General features: G+C 40.7%; 13 protein-coding genes and 2 rRNA genes. All 15 read right to left on the bottom strand.

What is annotated here, in order from left to right; all coding sequences use genetic code 11:
• Nucleotides 1–234: 234 nt before the first annotated feature.
• The 15 genes from LPC09_RS00485 to LPC09_RS00415 all read right to left on the bottom strand — a co-directional run bounded on the left by LPC09_RS00485 (nucleotide 235) and on the right by LPC09_RS00415 (nucleotide 16,428).
• Nucleotides 235–3,165 (bottom strand): 23S ribosomal RNA (locus LPC09_RS00485).
• A gap of 178 nt (nucleotides 3,166–3,343) precedes the next feature.
• A 16S ribosomal RNA gene (locus LPC09_RS00480) occupies nucleotides 3,344–4,893 on the bottom strand.
• The 16S and 23S rRNA genes sit together here, the layout of an rRNA operon.
• Nucleotides 4,894–5,181: 288 nt before the next feature.
• Nucleotides 5,182–6,681, bottom strand: coding sequence for a lysine--tRNA ligase (gene lysS / locus LPC09_RS00475; RefSeq protein WP_231308789.1), 1,500 nt, complete (start codon nucleotides 6,679–6,681; stop codon nucleotides 5,182–5,184).
• Nucleotides 6,682–6,777: 96 nt separating this feature from the next.
• Nucleotides 6,778–7,779, bottom strand: a complete 1,002-nt coding sequence (gene dusB, locus LPC09_RS00470) for a tRNA dihydrouridine synthase DusB (protein ID WP_231308788.1) — start codon at nucleotides 7,777–7,779, stop codon at nucleotides 6,778–6,780.
• 26 nt (nucleotides 7,780–7,805) lie between these two features.
• Entirely contained in the window at nucleotides 7,806–8,009 is a 204-nt protein-coding gene (locus LPC09_RS00465; RefSeq protein ID WP_098795071.1) for a helix-turn-helix domain-containing protein, read from the bottom strand.
• Nucleotides 7,961–8,488 (bottom strand): 2-amino-4-hydroxy-6-hydroxymethyldihydropteridine diphosphokinase, encoded by a 528-nt coding sequence (folK, locus tag LPC09_RS00460; RefSeq protein WP_231308787.1) that lies wholly within the window; start codon nucleotides 8,486–8,488, stop codon nucleotides 7,961–7,963. The genes LPC09_RS00465 and folK overlap by 49 nt, the downstream gene beginning before the upstream one ends.
• Complete coding sequence (folB, locus tag LPC09_RS00455; protein ID WP_231309709.1) at nucleotides 8,485–8,847, bottom strand: dihydroneopterin aldolase; 363 nt, start codon at nucleotides 8,845–8,847, stop codon at nucleotides 8,485–8,487. The genes folK and folB overlap by 4 nt, the downstream gene beginning before the upstream one ends.
• Nucleotides 8,840–9,691, bottom strand: a complete 852-nt coding sequence (gene folP, locus LPC09_RS00450) for a dihydropteroate synthase (RefSeq protein WP_098795074.1) — start codon at nucleotides 9,689–9,691, stop codon at nucleotides 8,840–8,842. Before folP ends, folB begins: the two co-directional genes overlap by 8 nt.
• A gap of 13 nt (nucleotides 9,692–9,704) precedes the next feature.
• Entirely contained in the window at nucleotides 9,705–10,565 is an 861-nt protein-coding gene (gene pabC / locus LPC09_RS00445) for an aminodeoxychorismate lyase (RefSeq protein WP_098795075.1), read from the bottom strand.
• A 5-nt stretch (nucleotides 10,566–10,570) separates the two neighbouring features.
• Nucleotides 10,571–11,155, bottom strand: coding sequence for an aminodeoxychorismate/anthranilate synthase component II (gene pabA / locus LPC09_RS00440; protein WP_098795076.1), 585 nt, complete (start codon nucleotides 11,153–11,155; stop codon nucleotides 10,571–10,573).
• Between the two features lie 10 nt (nucleotides 11,156–11,165).
• Nucleotides 11,166–12,581, bottom strand: a complete 1,416-nt coding sequence (locus LPC09_RS00435) for an anthranilate synthase component I family protein (RefSeq protein ID WP_231308786.1) — start codon at nucleotides 12,579–12,581, stop codon at nucleotides 11,166–11,168.
• Nucleotides 12,582–12,768: 187 nt separating this feature from the next.
• Nucleotides 12,769–13,695 (bottom strand): cysteine synthase A, encoded by a 927-nt coding sequence (gene cysK / locus LPC09_RS00430; RefSeq protein WP_098795078.1) that lies wholly within the window; start codon nucleotides 13,693–13,695, stop codon nucleotides 12,769–12,771.
• 95 nt (nucleotides 13,696–13,790) lie between these two features.
• Nucleotides 13,791–14,696, bottom strand: coding sequence for a peptidyl-prolyl cis-trans isomerase (locus LPC09_RS00425; protein ID WP_231308785.1), 906 nt, complete (start codon nucleotides 14,694–14,696; stop codon nucleotides 13,791–13,793).
• A 28-nt stretch (nucleotides 14,697–14,724) separates the two neighbouring features.
• Nucleotides 14,725–15,606, bottom strand: coding sequence for an Hsp33 family molecular chaperone HslO (gene hslO, locus LPC09_RS00420; RefSeq protein ID WP_231308784.1), 882 nt, complete (start codon nucleotides 15,604–15,606; stop codon nucleotides 14,725–14,727).
• 51 nt (nucleotides 15,607–15,657) lie between these two features.
• A complete protein-coding gene (locus LPC09_RS00415) occupies nucleotides 15,658–16,428 on the bottom strand; it encodes a type III pantothenate kinase (RefSeq protein ID WP_231308783.1) in 771 nt (256 codons plus the stop codon).
• Nucleotides 16,429–16,624: the final 196 nt, after the last annotated feature.

The following is a 16,624-nucleotide window of genomic DNA, read 5'->3' as shown; positions in this document are numbered from 1 at the left end:
TATTATATAATATTCTGTCGAAAAATCAATATATTTTTTGAAGAAAATATATTCCTTCAAAACTAGATAACGATTTACAATTCAATTCACGACTGAGTTTAACGTTCTTACATGTCCAGCTCCAGAAGCTAAATCCTACGGTAATTTCACTCTCTCGAAGAAGTCAAAGAACGACTTCATCTCGATCGCTCCAATTCCCTATGGATTTGAACGAGCTTCTTCCGCTTTTCTATTTAGGTTAAGTCCTCGATCGATTAGTATCAGTCAGCTCCACACGTCACCGCGCTTCCACCTCTGACCTATCAACCTGATCATCTTTCAGGGATCTTACTCACTAATGTGATGGGAAATCTCATCTTGAGGGGGGCTTCATGCTTAGATGCTTTCAGCACTTATCCCTTCCGCACATAGCTACCCAGCTATGCCTTTGGCAAGACAACTGGTACACCAGCGGTGCGTCCATCCCGGTCCTCTCGTACTAAGGACAGCTCCTCTCAAATTTCCTACGCCCACGACGGATAGGGACCGAACTGTCTCACGACGTTCTGAACCCAGCTCGCGTACCGCTTTAATGGGCGAACAGCCCAACCCTTGGGACCGACTACAGCCCCAGGATGCGATGAGCCGACATCGAGGTGCCAAACCTCCCCGTCGATGTGGACTCTTGGGGGAGATAAGCCTGTTATCCCCGGGGTAGCTTTTATCCGTTGAGCGATGGCCCTTCCATGCGGAACCACCGGATCACTAAGCCCGACTTTCGTCCCTGCTCGACTTGTAGGTCTCGCAGTCAAGCTCCCTTGTGCCTTTACACTCTACGAATGATTTCCAACCATTCTGAGGGAACCTTTGGGCGCCTCCGTTACATTTTAGGAGGCGACCGCCCCAGTCAAACTGCCCACCTGACACTGTCTCCCAGCCCGATCAGGGCTGTGGGTTAGAATTTCAATACAGCCAGGGTAGTATCCCACCGACGCCTCCACCGAAGCTAGCGCTCCGGCTTCTCAGGCTCCTACCTATCCTGTACAAGCTGTACCAAAATTCAATATCAGGCTACAGTAAAGCTCCACGGGGTCTTTCCGTCCTGTCGCGGGTAACCTGCATCTTCACAGGTACTATAATTTCACCGAGTCTCTCGTTGAGACAGTGCCCAGATCGTTACGCCTTTCGTGCGGGTCGGAACTTACCCGACAAGGAATTTCGCTACCTTAGGACCGTTATAGTTACGGCCGCCGTTTACTGGGGCTTCGGTTCAAAGCTTCGCTTGCGCTAACCTCTCCCCTTAACCTTCCAGCACCGGGCAGGCGTCAGCCCCTATACTTCGCCTTGCGGCTTCGCAGAGACCTGTGTTTTTGCTAAACAGTCGCCTGGGCCTATTCACTGCGGCTTTTCCGGGCTATTCACCCTAAAAAGCACCCCTTCTCCCGAAGTTACGGGGTCATTTTGCCGAGTTCCTTAACGAGAGTTCTCTCGCTCACCTTAGGATTCTCTCCTCGCCTACCTGTGTCGGTTTGCGGTACGGGCACCTCTCACCTCGCTAGAGGCTTTTCTTGGCAGTGTGGAATCAGGAACTTCGGTACTATAGTTCCCTCGCCATCACAGCTCAGCCTTATGTGACAACGGGATTTGCCTCGTTGTCAGCCTAACTGCTTGGACGCGCATATCCAACAGCGCGCTTACCCTATCCTTCTGCGTCCCCCCATTGCTCAAACGGTGAGGAGGTGGTACAGGAATTTCAACCTGTTGTCCATCGCCTACGCCTTTCGGCCTCGGCTTAGGTCCCGACTTACCCTGAGCGGACGAGCCTTCCTCAGGAAACCTTAGGCATTCGGTGGAGGGGATTCTCACCCCTCTTTCGCTACTCATACCGGCATTCTCACTTCTAAGCGCTCCACCAGTCCTTACGGTCTGGCTTCACAGCCCTTAGAACGCTCTCCTACCACTGTTCTAAAAGAACAGTCCACAGCTTCGGTGATACGTTTAGCCCCGGTACATTTTCGGCGCAGAGTCACTCGACCAGTGAGCTATTACGCACTCTTTAAATGGTGGCTGCTTCTAAGCCAACATCCTGGTTGTCTAAGCAACTCCACATCCTTTTCCACTTAACGTATACTTTGGGACCTTAGCTGGTGGTCTGGGCTGTTTCCCTCTTGACTACGGATCTTATCACTCGCAGTCTGACTCCTGAACATAAGTCTTTGGCATTCGGAGTTTGACTGAATTCGGTAACCCGATGGGGGCCCCTAGTCCAATCAGTGCTCTACCTCCAAGACTCTCATTTCAAGGCTAGCCCTAAAGCTATTTCGGAGAGAACCAGCTATCTCCAAGTTCGATTGGAATTTCTCCGCTACCCACACCTCATCCCCGCACTTTTCAACGTGCGTGGGTTCGGGCCTCCATTCAGTGTTACCTGAACTTCACCCTGGACATGGGTAGATCACCTGGTTTCGGGTCTACGACCACGTACTTATTCGCCCTATTCAGACTCGCTTTCGCTGCGGCTCCGTCTTATCAACTTAACCTTGCACGGGATCGTAACTCGCCGGTTCATTCTACAAAAGGCACGCCATTACCCATTAACGGGCTTTGACTACTTGTAGGCACACGGTTTCAGGATCTCTTTCACTCCCCTTCCGGGGTGCTTTTCACCTTTCCCTCACGGTACTGGTTCACTATCGGTCACTAGGGAGTATTTAGCCTTGGGAGATGGTCCTCCCTGCTTCCGACGGGATTTCACGTGTCCCGCCGTACTCAGGATCCACTCTGGAGGGAACGAAGTTTCAACTACAGGGTTGTTACCTTCTTTGACGGGCCTTTCCAGACCTCTTCATTTACTCCGTTCCTTTGTAACTCCGTATAGAGTGTCCTACAACCCCAAGAGGCAAGCCTCTTGGTTTGGGCTTCTTCCGTTTCGCTCGCCGCTACTCAGGAAATCGCGTTTGCTTTCTCTTCCTCCGGGTACTTAGATGTTTCAGTTCCCCGGGTCTGCCATCATCACCCTATGTATTCAGGTGAAGATACTACTCCATTACGAGCAGTGGGTTTCCCCATTCGGAAATCTCCGGATCAAAGCTTACTTACAGCTCCCCGAAGCATATCGGTGTTAGTACCGTCCTTCATCGGCTCCTAGTGCCAAGGCATCCACCGTGCGCCCTTAACAACTTAACCTTTGACATCGAAGATGTCGTTTAAATCAATTATTAAGAGAATCACTAAACTAAGCGTTTAAACTCAGTGAATTACTTGAATTGTTTTCGTTATCTAGTTTTCAAGGAACATAGTAAAGAAAGATCAGAATGATCTCTCAAAACTAAACAAAATACCAAGCGTGCTTCATTTTCCTTAGAAAGGAGGTGATCCAGCCGCACCTTCCGATACGGCTACCTTGTTACGACTTCACCCCAATCATCTGTCCCACCTTAGGCGGCTGGCTCCTTACGGTTACCCCACCGACTTCGGGTGTTACAAACTCTCGTGGTGTGACGGGCGGTGTGTACAAGGCCCGGGAACGTATTCACCGCGGCATGCTGATCCGCGATTACTAGCGATTCCGGCTTCATGCAGGCGAGTTGCAGCCTGCAATCCGAACTGAGAATGGTTTTATGGGATTGGCTTGACCTCGCGGTCTTGCAGCCCTTTGTACCATCCATTGTAGCACGTGTGTAGCCCAGGTCATAAGGGGCATGATGATTTGACGTCATCCCCACCTTCCTCCGGTTTGTCACCGGCAGTCACCTTAGAGTGCCCAACTGAATGCTGGCAACTAAGATCAAGGGTTGCGCTCGTTGCGGGACTTAACCCAACATCTCACGACACGAGCTGACGACAACCATGCACCACCTGTCACTTCGTCCCCCGAAGGGGAACCTTCTATCTCTAGAAGTAGCGAAGGATGTCAAGACCTGGTAAGGTTCTTCGCGTTGCTTCGAATTAAACCACATGCTCCACCGCTTGTGCGGGCCCCCGTCAATTCCTTTGAGTTTCAGTCTTGCGACCGTACTCCCCAGGCGGAGTGCTTAATGCGTTTGCTGCAGCACTAAAGGGCGGAAACCCTCTAACACTTAGCACTCATCGTTTACGGCGTGGACTACCAGGGTATCTAATCCTGTTCGCTCCCCACGCTTTCGCGCCTCAGCGTCAGTTACAGACCAGAGAGTCGCCTTCGCCACTGGTGTTCCTCCACATCTCTACGCATTTCACCGCTACACGTGGAATTCCACTCTCCTCTTCTGCACTCAAGTTTCCCAGTTTCCAATGACCCTCCACGGTTGAGCCGTGGGCTTTCACATCAGACTTAAGAAACCGCCTGCGCGCGCTTTACGCCCAATAATTCCGGACAACGCTTGCCACCTACGTATTACCGCGGCTGCTGGCACGTAGTTAGCCGTGGCTTTCTGGTTAGGTACCGTCAAGGTACCAGCAGTTACTCTGGTACTTGTTCTTCCCTAACAACAGAACTTTACGACCCGAAGGCCTTCATCGTTCACGCGGCGTTGCTCCGTCAGACTTTCGTCCATTGCGGAAGATTCCCTACTGCTGCCTCCCGTAGGAGTCTGGGCCGTGTCTCAGTCCCAGTGTGGCCGATCACCCTCTCAGGTCGGCTACGCATCGTCGCCTTGGTGAGCCGTTACCTCACCAACTAGCTAATGCGCCGCGGGTCCATCTGTAAGTGACAGCCGAAGCCGTCTTTCAATTTTGAACCATGCGGTTCAAAATATTATCCGGTATTAGCTCCGGTTTCCCGGAGTTATCCCAATCTCACAGGCAGGTTACCCACGTGTTACTCACCCGTCCGCCGCTAACCTCAGGGAGCAAGCTCCCATTGGTTCGCTCGACTTGCATGTATTAGGCACGCCGCCAGCGTTCGTCCTGAGCCAGGATCAAACTCTCCAATAAAGAGTTGATATAGCTCATAAAAGTTTGTACTATATAGTACGTTTTTTGTTAATCGAAATTAACATTTGCACGCTTGGTTTTGTTTAGTTTTCAAAGATCATTGTTTAACAACAACTTTTATATTATAACAAACTCCAAAACTCAAAGTCAACAGTTTTTTTATACGTTATTTGTGTGTTATCTGCCTGTTTCGCAGCAACGTATTCTAATATACCATCGCAAACAAACTTACGCAAGTACTTTTTAAAAAAAATTAAACCCCTGCATTTTTGCAGGGGGGGTTCTTTATTAACGATGTCTCATTTGTGGGAATAGTAATACATCACGAATAGAAGGAGAGTTCGTTAAAAGCATGACTAAACGATCAATTCCAATTCCTAATCCACCAGTTGGAGGCATTCCGTATTCTAGAGCTTCAATAAAGTCTTCATCCATCATATGAGCTTCATCATTACCTTGCTCACGTTCTTTAAGTTGTGCTTCAAATCTTTCCTTTTGGTCAATTGGATCGTTTAGCTCTGTGAAGGCATTTGCGTGTTCACGAGCAACGATAAACAACTCAAAACGGTCAGTGAAACGATCATCTTCATCGTTTTTCTTAGCTAAAGGAGAAATCTCCACCGGGTGACCGTAGATGAAAGTAGGTTGAATTAATTTCTCCTCTACTTTCTGTTCAAAGAACTCATTTACAATGTGGCCATATTGCATATGTTCAGTAATCTCTACATTATGTTCTTTAGCAAGAGTTCTAGCTTCTTCGATCGTCATTTCCTTCCAGAAGTCAGCACCTGTATGTTCTTTAATTGCATCTACCATATGAAGTCTTGTCCACTTCGGCTCAAGATTCACTTCATAATCTCCGTACTGTACTGTTGTTGTCCCTAACACTTCTTTCGCACAATGAGCAATGACATTCTCAGTTAATGTCATGATATCTTGATAATCAGCATATGCTTCGTAAAGTTCAATCATTGTAAATTCAGGATTGTGACGAGTAGAAATCCCTTCATTTCTAAATACACGACCAATTTCATAAACTTTTTCTAATCCACCTACGATTAAACGCTTTAGATGCAATTCTATAGCAATACGCATGTATAACGGCATATCTAATGCATTATGGTGTGTAATAAACGGACGTGCAGATGCCCCACCTGGGATAGAGTGCATAGTTGGCGTTTCAACTTCTAGATATCCTTGGTCATCTAAATAACGTCGCATCGCTTGAATAATTTTACTACGCGCAATAAATGTTTTCTTACTTTCAGGACTCATGATTAAATCTACGTATCTTTGACGATAACGTTGTTCAATATCTTTTAATCCATGGAATTTATCCGGTAGTGGACGCAATGCTTTTGTCAGCAATTCGAATGATTTCACTTTTATCGATAGCTCGCCAACCTTAGTTTTAAATACCACACCCGTTACACCAATGATATCGCCAAGATCAGCAGTATTGAAAATCTCATATGCTTCATCACCTACTGCATCTTTACGAACGTAGATTTGAATTTGACCTGATAAATCTTGGATATGAGCAAAGCCTGCTTTACCTTTACCACGTTTGGTCATAATTCTTCCCGCTATTGTAACTATTACTTCTTTTTCATCTAATTCTTCTTTTTCTATTCCTTCGTATGTAGCAATGATGTCTTCAGTTTGATGTGTTCTTTCAAACCGCTTACCGAATGGATCTAACCCTTTTTCTCTTAAATTATGTAATTTCTCACGTCTAACTTTGAGTTGATCACTCAATTCTTCTTGATTCATTTCTTCCTGACTCATACTAACACTCCTATCTATACAAATTGAAAAGCAGAAAACTGCCAGGAATACTGGCAGTAAAAACAGCAAAACAATAGATAACTACTAAACTGAATATTAACCTGCTTGGCTAGCACTATCTTCTTTTGCTTCCATCTCTAAAACAAACTCATCTAATAGATTAACAAATTCATCTCTAGTGTTCATTAAATTGATGTCATTACGGACCTTTGCATTACCTCTAATACCCTTTAGGTACCAGGCAGCATGCTTTCTCATTTCACGAACTGCTACATTTTCATTTTTTAACGCTATTAGACGATCTAGATGAAGCTTGCAAACTTCCATCTTCTCACGCACACCAGGTTCATCCATCAATTCGCCAGTTTCTAAAAATTTAACCGTACGATAAATCATCCATGGATTTCCTAGTGCTGCGCGACCGATCATAACACCGTCAACACCCGTTTCATCTAGCATGCGCTTTGCATCTTGAGGTGTTGCAACATCACCATTTCCTATTACAGGAATGTTAACAGATTCTTTTACTTCTTTAATGATATCCCAATTTGCTGTACCTTCATACATTTGTACTCTAGTACGACCATGAAGAGCTACTGCTTTTCCACCTGCACGCTCTATCGCTTGGGCATTTTGAACGGCATAAATATGATCATCATCCCAGCCCATGCGCATTTTAACTGTAACTGGCTTATCTACCACTTCTACAACTGCCGATACCATGTCATAAATTTTGTTTGGATCTAAAAGCCATTTTGCCCCTGCATCACATTTTGTGATTTTCGGAACTGGACATCCCATGTTTATATCAATAATATCAGCTGTTGTATTTTTATCAACAAATTTAGCCGCTTCAACAAGTGTATCCTTTTCACCACCGAATATTTGTAAGCTTAGTGGTTTTTCACGTTCATCTATATAAAGCATTCCCATTGTTCTTGCATTTTTTAAAAGGATAGCTTTATCACTTACCATTTCAGCACATACTAATCCAGCGCCAAACTCTTTAACTGTTAGTCTAAAAGCTGCATTACATACTCCTGCCATTGGGGCTAAAACGACTCTGTTCTTTAATTCAATATCGCCAACCTTAAACATTCCGCATACCTCCTTTTGCTAGTAGTTTAGTTTGGGGTTAATTCCTCTACTGTTACATTAAGGGATTTTGCTACATCCTCTATAAACTCTTTACTGGGTTCGCGATTTCCTCTTTCTATTTCGCCTAATACAGAAACAGAAACACCAAGATCCTTGGCAAAACTCTCTTGGGTATATCCTTTTAATTTTCTAAAAGCGCGAATACGTCTACCCCATTTTTCTGCTTCCATATTCGTACTCCTTCTTTATCTTGTAATTGATCTATGATAGTTGAAATTGGTTTATCTAAAGTAGGAATGCTTATGTCTTTGTTTAATTCATACAAAGGGATAAGAACAAACGCTCGTTCATGCATTCTAGGATGAGGAACAATTAATTGTTCTGCTTCAATATTTTCATGATTATACAACAAAATGTCAAGGTCTAAAGTTCGTGGTCCCCATTTCACTTCCCTTTTTCGGTCAAGTAATTTTTCAATTTCTTGGAGACAAAGAAGAAGCTGAGATGCTGTTAAATCAGTATTAGCATGAATAACCATATTTAAAAATTGCTCTTGTTCTGTGAAGCCGATCGGATCTGTTTCATAGATGGAGGAAATATTTACCACACTAATAGAAGGATGTTGATTGATTTTCTTTATAGCATCGAGAAGATATCTTTCCCGATTCCCCATATTTGAACCTAGTGCTATATAAACATCATTTTTCATGTTCTTCCCCTTTTAATTTCAACAGCTACTTCCTTATAATGTCCAGGTATTGGAGGGTCTGGCTTAATCACTTTCACTTCACAAAAATGAATAAGCGGGAATTCTGTTAGTAGTTTCTTTGCAATCTGTTCTGCTACAGATTCTACTAGCTTATAAGGCTTGCCTTCAACTATATCCTTGCAGCATTTATATAAAGATGCATAGTTAACACTATACTCTAATTCATCAGTTTCTCCAGCCTTTTTTAAATCCAACTCAACAACTAGGTCTACTCTAAAACGTTGACCAAGCTTATTTTCCTCTTGAAATACACCATGGTATCCGTAAAACTCCATACTATCTACATATATTTTATCGATTGTTTATTCCTCCTTTACCTAACATAACATCCATCATTTTAGCCATTCTGGACATCTCTAACACATCATGTATTCTTATAATTTGGCATCCCTTTTGTATTCCTAAACAAACCGTTGCACCTGTTCCCTCCATACGTTCCGTTGGAGGAACATCAAGAATATGTCCTATAAATGTTTTTCTCGAAGTACCTAACAACACAGGATATCCTAGCTGGACAAAAGCATCGAGATTTCTCATAACCTCAAGGTTGTCATCCATTGTTTTTGCAAATCCGATCCCTGGATCAAGAATGATTTTCTCATCCTTTACTCCTGCTTCTTTGGCAATTGTCACAGATTCCATTAAGTCTACAATCATATCAGGTATTAGCTGTTCATAATCTTTATTTGTTCGATTATGCATTAAAATAATCGGTACATCGTATTCTGCTGCAACCTTTGCCATATTTGGATCAGCCTTCGCTCCCCAAACATCATTTATGATTGATGCTCCTGCTTCTATTGCTTGTTTAGCTACTTCTGCTTTATAAGTATCAATTGATATCGGAGCTTTAATAACATGGGAAAGATTTTTTATAACAGGAATAACACGATCTAACTCTTCTTCCTGTGTGACTGTACTAGCTCCAGGTCTAGTTGATTCTCCACCAATATCAATTATGTCTGCACCCTGTTTAAGCATTTCCTCCGCACGATCAATCGCAAGGTCTATGCTGCTAAATTTTCCTCCATCGGAAAATGAATCAGGTGTTATATTTAAGATCCCCATGATTAACGTTTTATCATGATAATTAAGAGTATAATCTCCACACTCTATAATCTGTTGCTTTGTTAAAATTTCCATTATCCTCAATCCTTTATAACTCATGTATACTTAATAGTTTGGTCTTATAGTGAAGATACAACTCAGTTAACTTCTTACTGTACTCCCCGTCATTCCCTTGGAAATATTGCTCATGTATTTTTTTAACTGGAACAATCTCTTGAGACGAATTTGTTAAAATCACCTCAGTAGAACCGAACAAATGTTCTTTATCGTAAAAACCTTCACATAATGGAATTTCTAATCTCTCCAAACACTTGGTGATAAACTGTCTTGTAATTCCATTCAAAATTCCAGTCTCTAGTGATGGTGTGTACACAATGCCTTCCTTCACCCAAAAGATATTAGAAACAATACCTTCTGCCACATACCCTTTTTCAGTAAGAAAGATACCTTCCAAATTTGGAGTTGCTTGAAGTTCCCGCTTTCCTAAAATATTGTTTAAGTAGTGATGGGATTTTAAACGTTCCTTTCCTTCAGGTGTGTTTCTTCTTAAGTTAAGAATAGCAGCTTCCTTTTCGATCATATTAACTTGTGGAGCTTTTCTAATAAAACACATGATTGTCGGCTTATGATAATCCTGAAGGAGTTTTCCAACCTCTCCAATACCAGCTGAGATGTTTAAACGCACTGTAACATCTTCATTTTGACAATTATTTATCTTTAAAAGCTCCTGAATCATCTCATACATTTCTTCATAATCAATTCTATATAAGATTCCTAATTCATCCACTGCCTGTTGTAGCCTGGCTAAATGATCATATAGCAAAAAAGGAAAACCCTTATAAATTCTAAATGTTTCAAAAACCCCTAAGCCATAAAGAAAGCCATGATCAAATGGAGAAATCGTGGCTTCTGAATCTTTTATAAACTGTGAATTACTGTATATATACACGCTTATTAGCTCTTTTCTAAAGGTTTATATTGAGTAATAAAATTTCTAAGTAGGTCTTTACCGAATGTAGTCATTATCGACTCAGGATGAAATTGCACCCCTTCAATGGGTAATGTTTTATGGCGGAGGGCCATAATTTCATTTTCATCCGTCCATGCCGTTACTTCTAAGCAGTCCGGTAACGTTTCATTTTTTACAATTAAAGAATGATAACGAGTGGCAGTAAATGGATTCTCCATTCCATTAAAGATCGTCTCACCGTTGTGATGCATCTCTGATGTTTTACCATGCATCAAACGCTCTGCACGTACTACATCTCCACCGAATACTTGAGCAATTGACTGATGACCAAGACATACTCCAAAGATAGGAATTTTCCCAGCGAAATATTCGATAGCTTCCATGCTAATACCTGCTTCATTAGGACTGCATGGTCCAGGGGAAATCATTAAAAATTGTGGATTTAACTCTTCAATTTCCGCGATTGTTATCTCGTCATTTCTCTTAACAATCAATTCTTCACCTAATTCACCTAAATACTGAACTAAATTAAATGTAAATGAATCATAATTATCAATCATTAAAATCACTATACTCACCTCAACCTAATATTTTCTCTTCTTTGCTCAACTCAATAGCTTGAACTAACGCTCTTGCCTTCTTTAAAGCTTCTTTATATTCATAATCCGGATTAGAATCAATAACAATCCCTGCCCCAGATTGAACATACCCAAATCCATCTTTTGTGATCATTGTACGAATGACAATATTTAATTCCATATTTTCATCAAAGCCGATCCAACCTATTGAACCTGTATAAATTCCTCTTCGGGTTGGTTCAAGCTCTTCAATAATTTCCATTGTTCTTACTTTAGGTGCTCCTGTAATTGTACCACCTGGGAAGGTCGCTTTGATAACATCTGTATAATTTGCTTCTCTTTTTAATGTCCCTTTCACATTTGAAACAATATGCATCACATGTGAATATTTTTCAATGACCATAAATTCATTTACATGAACAGAGCCATATTCACAAACTCTTCCGAGGTCATTGCGCTCCAAATCAACAAGCATCACATGTTCGGCTCTTTCTTTTTCATTTTCAACCAACTCATTTGCAAGTTTTAAATCTTCTTGCTCATCTTTCCCTCTTGAACGAGTACCTGCAATTGGTCGTGTACTTACAACATCACCTTGTCTTTTAACAAGTAATTCCGGGGAGCCACTTATTATTTGAAATTCAGGAAAATGTAAATAAGCCATATATGGAGACGGATTGACTTTACGCAATGTCTCATAAATTTTAAATGGATTGTTTTCCAATGCAAAATGCTGTCTTACAGACAAATTAACTTGGAAAACATCTCCTTGACTAATATAGGTTTTAATTGCTTCAACAGCTTTTTTAAATCCCTTTTCAGAAAATGTTATTGGGTTAGATGATGGTCCATTTAATATTAACTCTGGTTGTTTAACGTTCTTTACTTCAGAGGTCCAACTATCCTTCATTTTCTGCAGTTTATTCTCAGCCTGCTGTTTTTCTTGTTCATGATAATAGTGAGTGATTAACCATAGCTTGGACGTCTGATGATCATAAACAGCTACATCATCAAAAAGAAGAAAATATATATCAGGTGTTTCTAAATCATCTACAGCTACAGCAGGTAATTTTTCAAAATGTCGCACACAATCATAGCTAATAAAACCAATGGCACCACCTTGAAAATCCGGGAGATTAGGATCTGATTCAGTATAGTACTGTTGGAACCAATCTTTAAAAAGATCAAGAGGCTTTCCCTCTTTTACAATGGTTCCTTGTTCATTTGTTATCATCAGCTGCTCATTTTTTCCCATTACCGAGGCTATAGGCTTAATACCCGCGATACTATATCTTCCACCACGACCACTTTCTAAGATGGCATGCTGTTCTTCATCTTGTGTAAGGTACTTATATTGATTAAAGAAATCTTGTTCATAATCAAAATGTATACTTAACGATGCCCGTCTGTGTTGCATGACTAATCTCTCCTTTAAAACTCTTATATCCATTTTACATAATTGTGTGAAAGAAAACATAGTATTTTAGCTTTTTCTTATAAAATTAGTATGCTGCTTACCTAGAGGAAATATAAAAACACAACAAGTATAGGAATCATTAAAATAAAAAGGAGCTGACAAAGTCAGCCCCTTCTAAAAGTTTAATTTATAAATCAAATTGATATAAAGGTGTACTTAAGTAACGCTCACCGTTACTTGGGATAACAGCTAATACTTTTTTACCTTTTCCTAATTCCTTAGCTACTTTTAAAGCTGCAAAAATTGCTGCACCTGAAGAGATACCGCCAAGAATACCTTCTTCTTTAGCTGCTCTTCTAGCTGTTTCAAATGCTTCCTCGTTTTTAACAGTGATGATTTCGTCATAAACATTTGTATTTAAGATATCTGGTACGAATCCAGCACCAATACCTTGGATTTTATGTGGACCTGGTTTTCCGCCTGAAAGAACCGGAGAATCTGTAGGCTCAACTGCATAAATTTTAATAGATGAATAGTTTTCTTTTAAAACAGAACCAGCACCTGTGATTGTCCCACCTGTACCAATACCTGCGATAAACGCATCTAGTTGATCGCCCATTTGTTCAACAATCTCTTTACCAGTAGTTAAACGGTGTACTTCAGGGTTTGCTTCATTTTTAAATTGTTGAGGCATAAAGTAACCATGCTCTTTTGCAAGCTCTTCAGCTTTACGGATTGCTCCTCCCATACCTTCAGCTCCAGGAGTTAGCACTAATTCTGCTCCATATGCACGTAGCAGGTTTCTACGCTCTAAGCTCATTGTATCAGGCATAACTAAAATCGCATTAATCCCCTTAGCTGCTGCTACCATCGCTAAACCGATTCCAGTGTTACCACTAGTAGGCTCAATGATTGTGTCGCCAGGTTTTAAATCACCCTTCTTTTCTGCAGCTTCGATCATAGCAAGTCCAATACGATCTTTAACACTACTTCCAGGGTTCATAAACTCTAGTTTTAGGTATACATCTGCACTATTATCATCAACAAGTCTGTTTAACTTTACAACCGGTGTTTCACCAATTAATTCATGTATAGAATTTGCTACACGTGCCATACTATTCCTCCTCTATCCCGAGTAAATTTATTGGATTTATAAGAGTAATATATCAATTTAATTCAAAATTGTCAAAACCTTTTATGCTATTTGTACTAATTTTTCCCTATTTCATTTTCATAAAACCAAGATACACCAATCTCTTGCCACAATGGCTCTGCAGTCACAGACCCTTCCATTTGCTCAAGTGCTATTTGTCTACGGATCTGGTCCTTTACCTCATCATACGAATACGTTTTACCAGCCAATTTTTCCTTTAGGAGCAGAACAGCATAACCCATATTCACCTTTATCGGGTGACTCCAGTCTCCTGCAGAAAGCTCAGGAGCAATCTCCAAGTATTCCTTCGAGACATAATCATTGTCTGTAGAGATAAAGCCGATATCTCCACCCTGATTTGCTGTAAATTCATCAATTGATACCTCGAGTGCTAAAGCTTCAAAGCTAGAACCGCCGGCAAGTTCTTTGATAATAGCTTTTGCTTCTTCTTCTGTTTTGACAACAATATGTGACAAGTGATAGATATCTTTTATATCATAGAGTTCTTTATTATTTTCATAAAATGAGCGAAGATCTTCTTCAGGAACCTCAACATCTTTTGTTAAAAGCTCCTCTAATAAAATACTATATCGGATTTGCTCTTCCCAATTCTGCTCTTCGGAAAACTGTTCTTCATCTAGAGATGTATACATTGATTTATAAAAAGTTAGTTCCCGTTCAATAACCTCATCAGATACTGATAGATCGTATTTTTCAGCAAGTTCCTCAACAACCTTCAAGTTCACTAATTCTCTTAATGTGTCTTTGCCATAGTGTGTTTCCAGCTCGGCCATCCATTGTTCTCTTGTGATGGTTGTTTCACCAATCGTTGCAATGACTTCATCTTCCTGTTCATCCCCATTAACAGGAAGAACTCCATAAGGATTAATAAAATATGCAATAGTTAAGCAATTTAGAATAACTAAGCCGAAAATAACACTCCATAATGTTTTCCCGCTCACTCTTTCCAACTCCCGGTAAAACTTATCGTTATTGACTTGCGGCTTTCTTTAATTCCTCTAAGTCCTCTCTAGTAAGCAAGTAGGTTTCATTACAAAAATGACACTGCGCTTCAGCTTGACCTTCATCATCAATCATTGACTGAATCTCGTCTACTCCCAAACTAACGATGGCATTTTCAATTCGTTCTTTTGAACACTGACAACGGAATGAAACAGGTTGTTTTTCGAGAATCTTTACATTTCCTTTACCAAGCACTTCATCTAAAATCTCTTCAGGTGTTAAACCTCTTTGGATTAACTTAGAGATAGGCTCAATACTGTTTAATCTATTTTCTATTTCAGTAATTGTTTCATCATCCGTTCCTGGGAGCAACTGAATAATAAATCCACCTGAAGCTAGGATTGTATTATCAGGATTAACTAAAACTCCTACTCCTACAGACGAAGGAACTTGTTCAGATGTAACAAGATAATATGTAAAGTCTTCTCCTAATTCACCAGAAACAATTGGTACTTGTCCAGAAAAGTTATCCTTTAATCCAAGATCCTTCACAACTGTCAGCATTCCATCCGTTCCAACAGCTCTTGCCACATCAAGCTTACCCTGAGCATTTAAATCAAAATGAGTTTGAGGGTTTGTCACATATCCTCTTACTTCACCTTTTGAATTGCTATCAACAAGGATAACGCCAATCGGACCTTTTCCTTCAACCTTAATGGTCAGCTTTGCGTTACCTTTTAACATAGAACCCATCATAACTCCCGCTGTCATAGCACGTCCTAAAGCTGCAGATGCTGTAGGCCATGTTTGATGTCTTCTTTGAGCTTCGGCAACTGTTTCTGTCGTTCTTGTTGCATATGCCCTTACTTGATTGTTATATCCCATGGCTTTTATTAAATAGTCGTTCATAGTTAACTCCCTTCTTATTGTACCCTGTAACCGGCACCTTAGAAAAAATACTTATGCATGAACATTACGTTCATAAATTAGTTGTAAACCTCTTAATGTTAGAAATGGATCAACAATATCAATACAATCAGATTCCTTAGCAATCAAGGAAGCAAGTCCTCCAGTCGCAATAACTTTAGGTACTTTATTAGATTGTTCTTTCATCCGTTTAACAATACCTTCAACTTGACCAACATATCCATATAAAATACCTGCTTGCATCGCACTTACTGTATTTTTCCCAATGATATGATCAGGTCGAGTAATTTCTATTCTTGGAAGCTTAGCAGCTCTTGAATAGAGAGCCTCTGTAGAAATATTTATTCCCGGGGCAATAGCACCACCCATGTACTGCTTTTCTTCATTCACATAGCAGTACGTAGTAGCTGTGCCAAAATCAACAATAATAAGGGGGCTTCCATAATCCTGAATGCCTGCAACTGCATTGACGATTCTGTCAGCTCCAACCTCGCGGGGATTTTCATATTTTATGTTTAAACCTGTTTTAATCCCTGGACCAACAACCAGCGGTTTTATGTCAAAATATTTACTACACATTCTCTCCAGCGCAAACATGATCGGTGGTACAACCGATGAAATAATAATACCTTCAATTTGCTTGAAGGATATATTCACATGTTCAAATAAGTTCTTTATCAACATACCAAACTCATCTTCTGTTTTGTTTCGACTCGTTTCTATTCTCCAATGATGCTTTAAAGCATCCTGTTCATATACACCCAAAACAGTATTTGTATTTCCTACATCCAATACAAGAATCAAAAGGATCACCACTTTATCTGTTCTATTTTATATTGACATTCCTGTTATATTTTATCATAAAGTTACTCTACTTCCATCTTTGAAACTACCGTGAATAGGTAAGAATAACAAAAATGTATAAAGGTTAGCAGATCACACTATTTGTTCATCTTTTTGTACATAAAAAAGATCGACAACAGTATATGTCATCGATCTT

Origin of the sequence: Metabacillus sp. B2-18, assembly GCF_021117275.1 — a bacterium.
In the GTDB taxonomy this organism is placed as follows: domain Bacteria; phylum Bacillota; class Bacilli; order Bacillales; family Bacillaceae; genus Metabacillus.
Note: the sequence above shows the minus strand (reverse complement) of the source record. Positions and strands in the feature narration are given on the sequence as shown.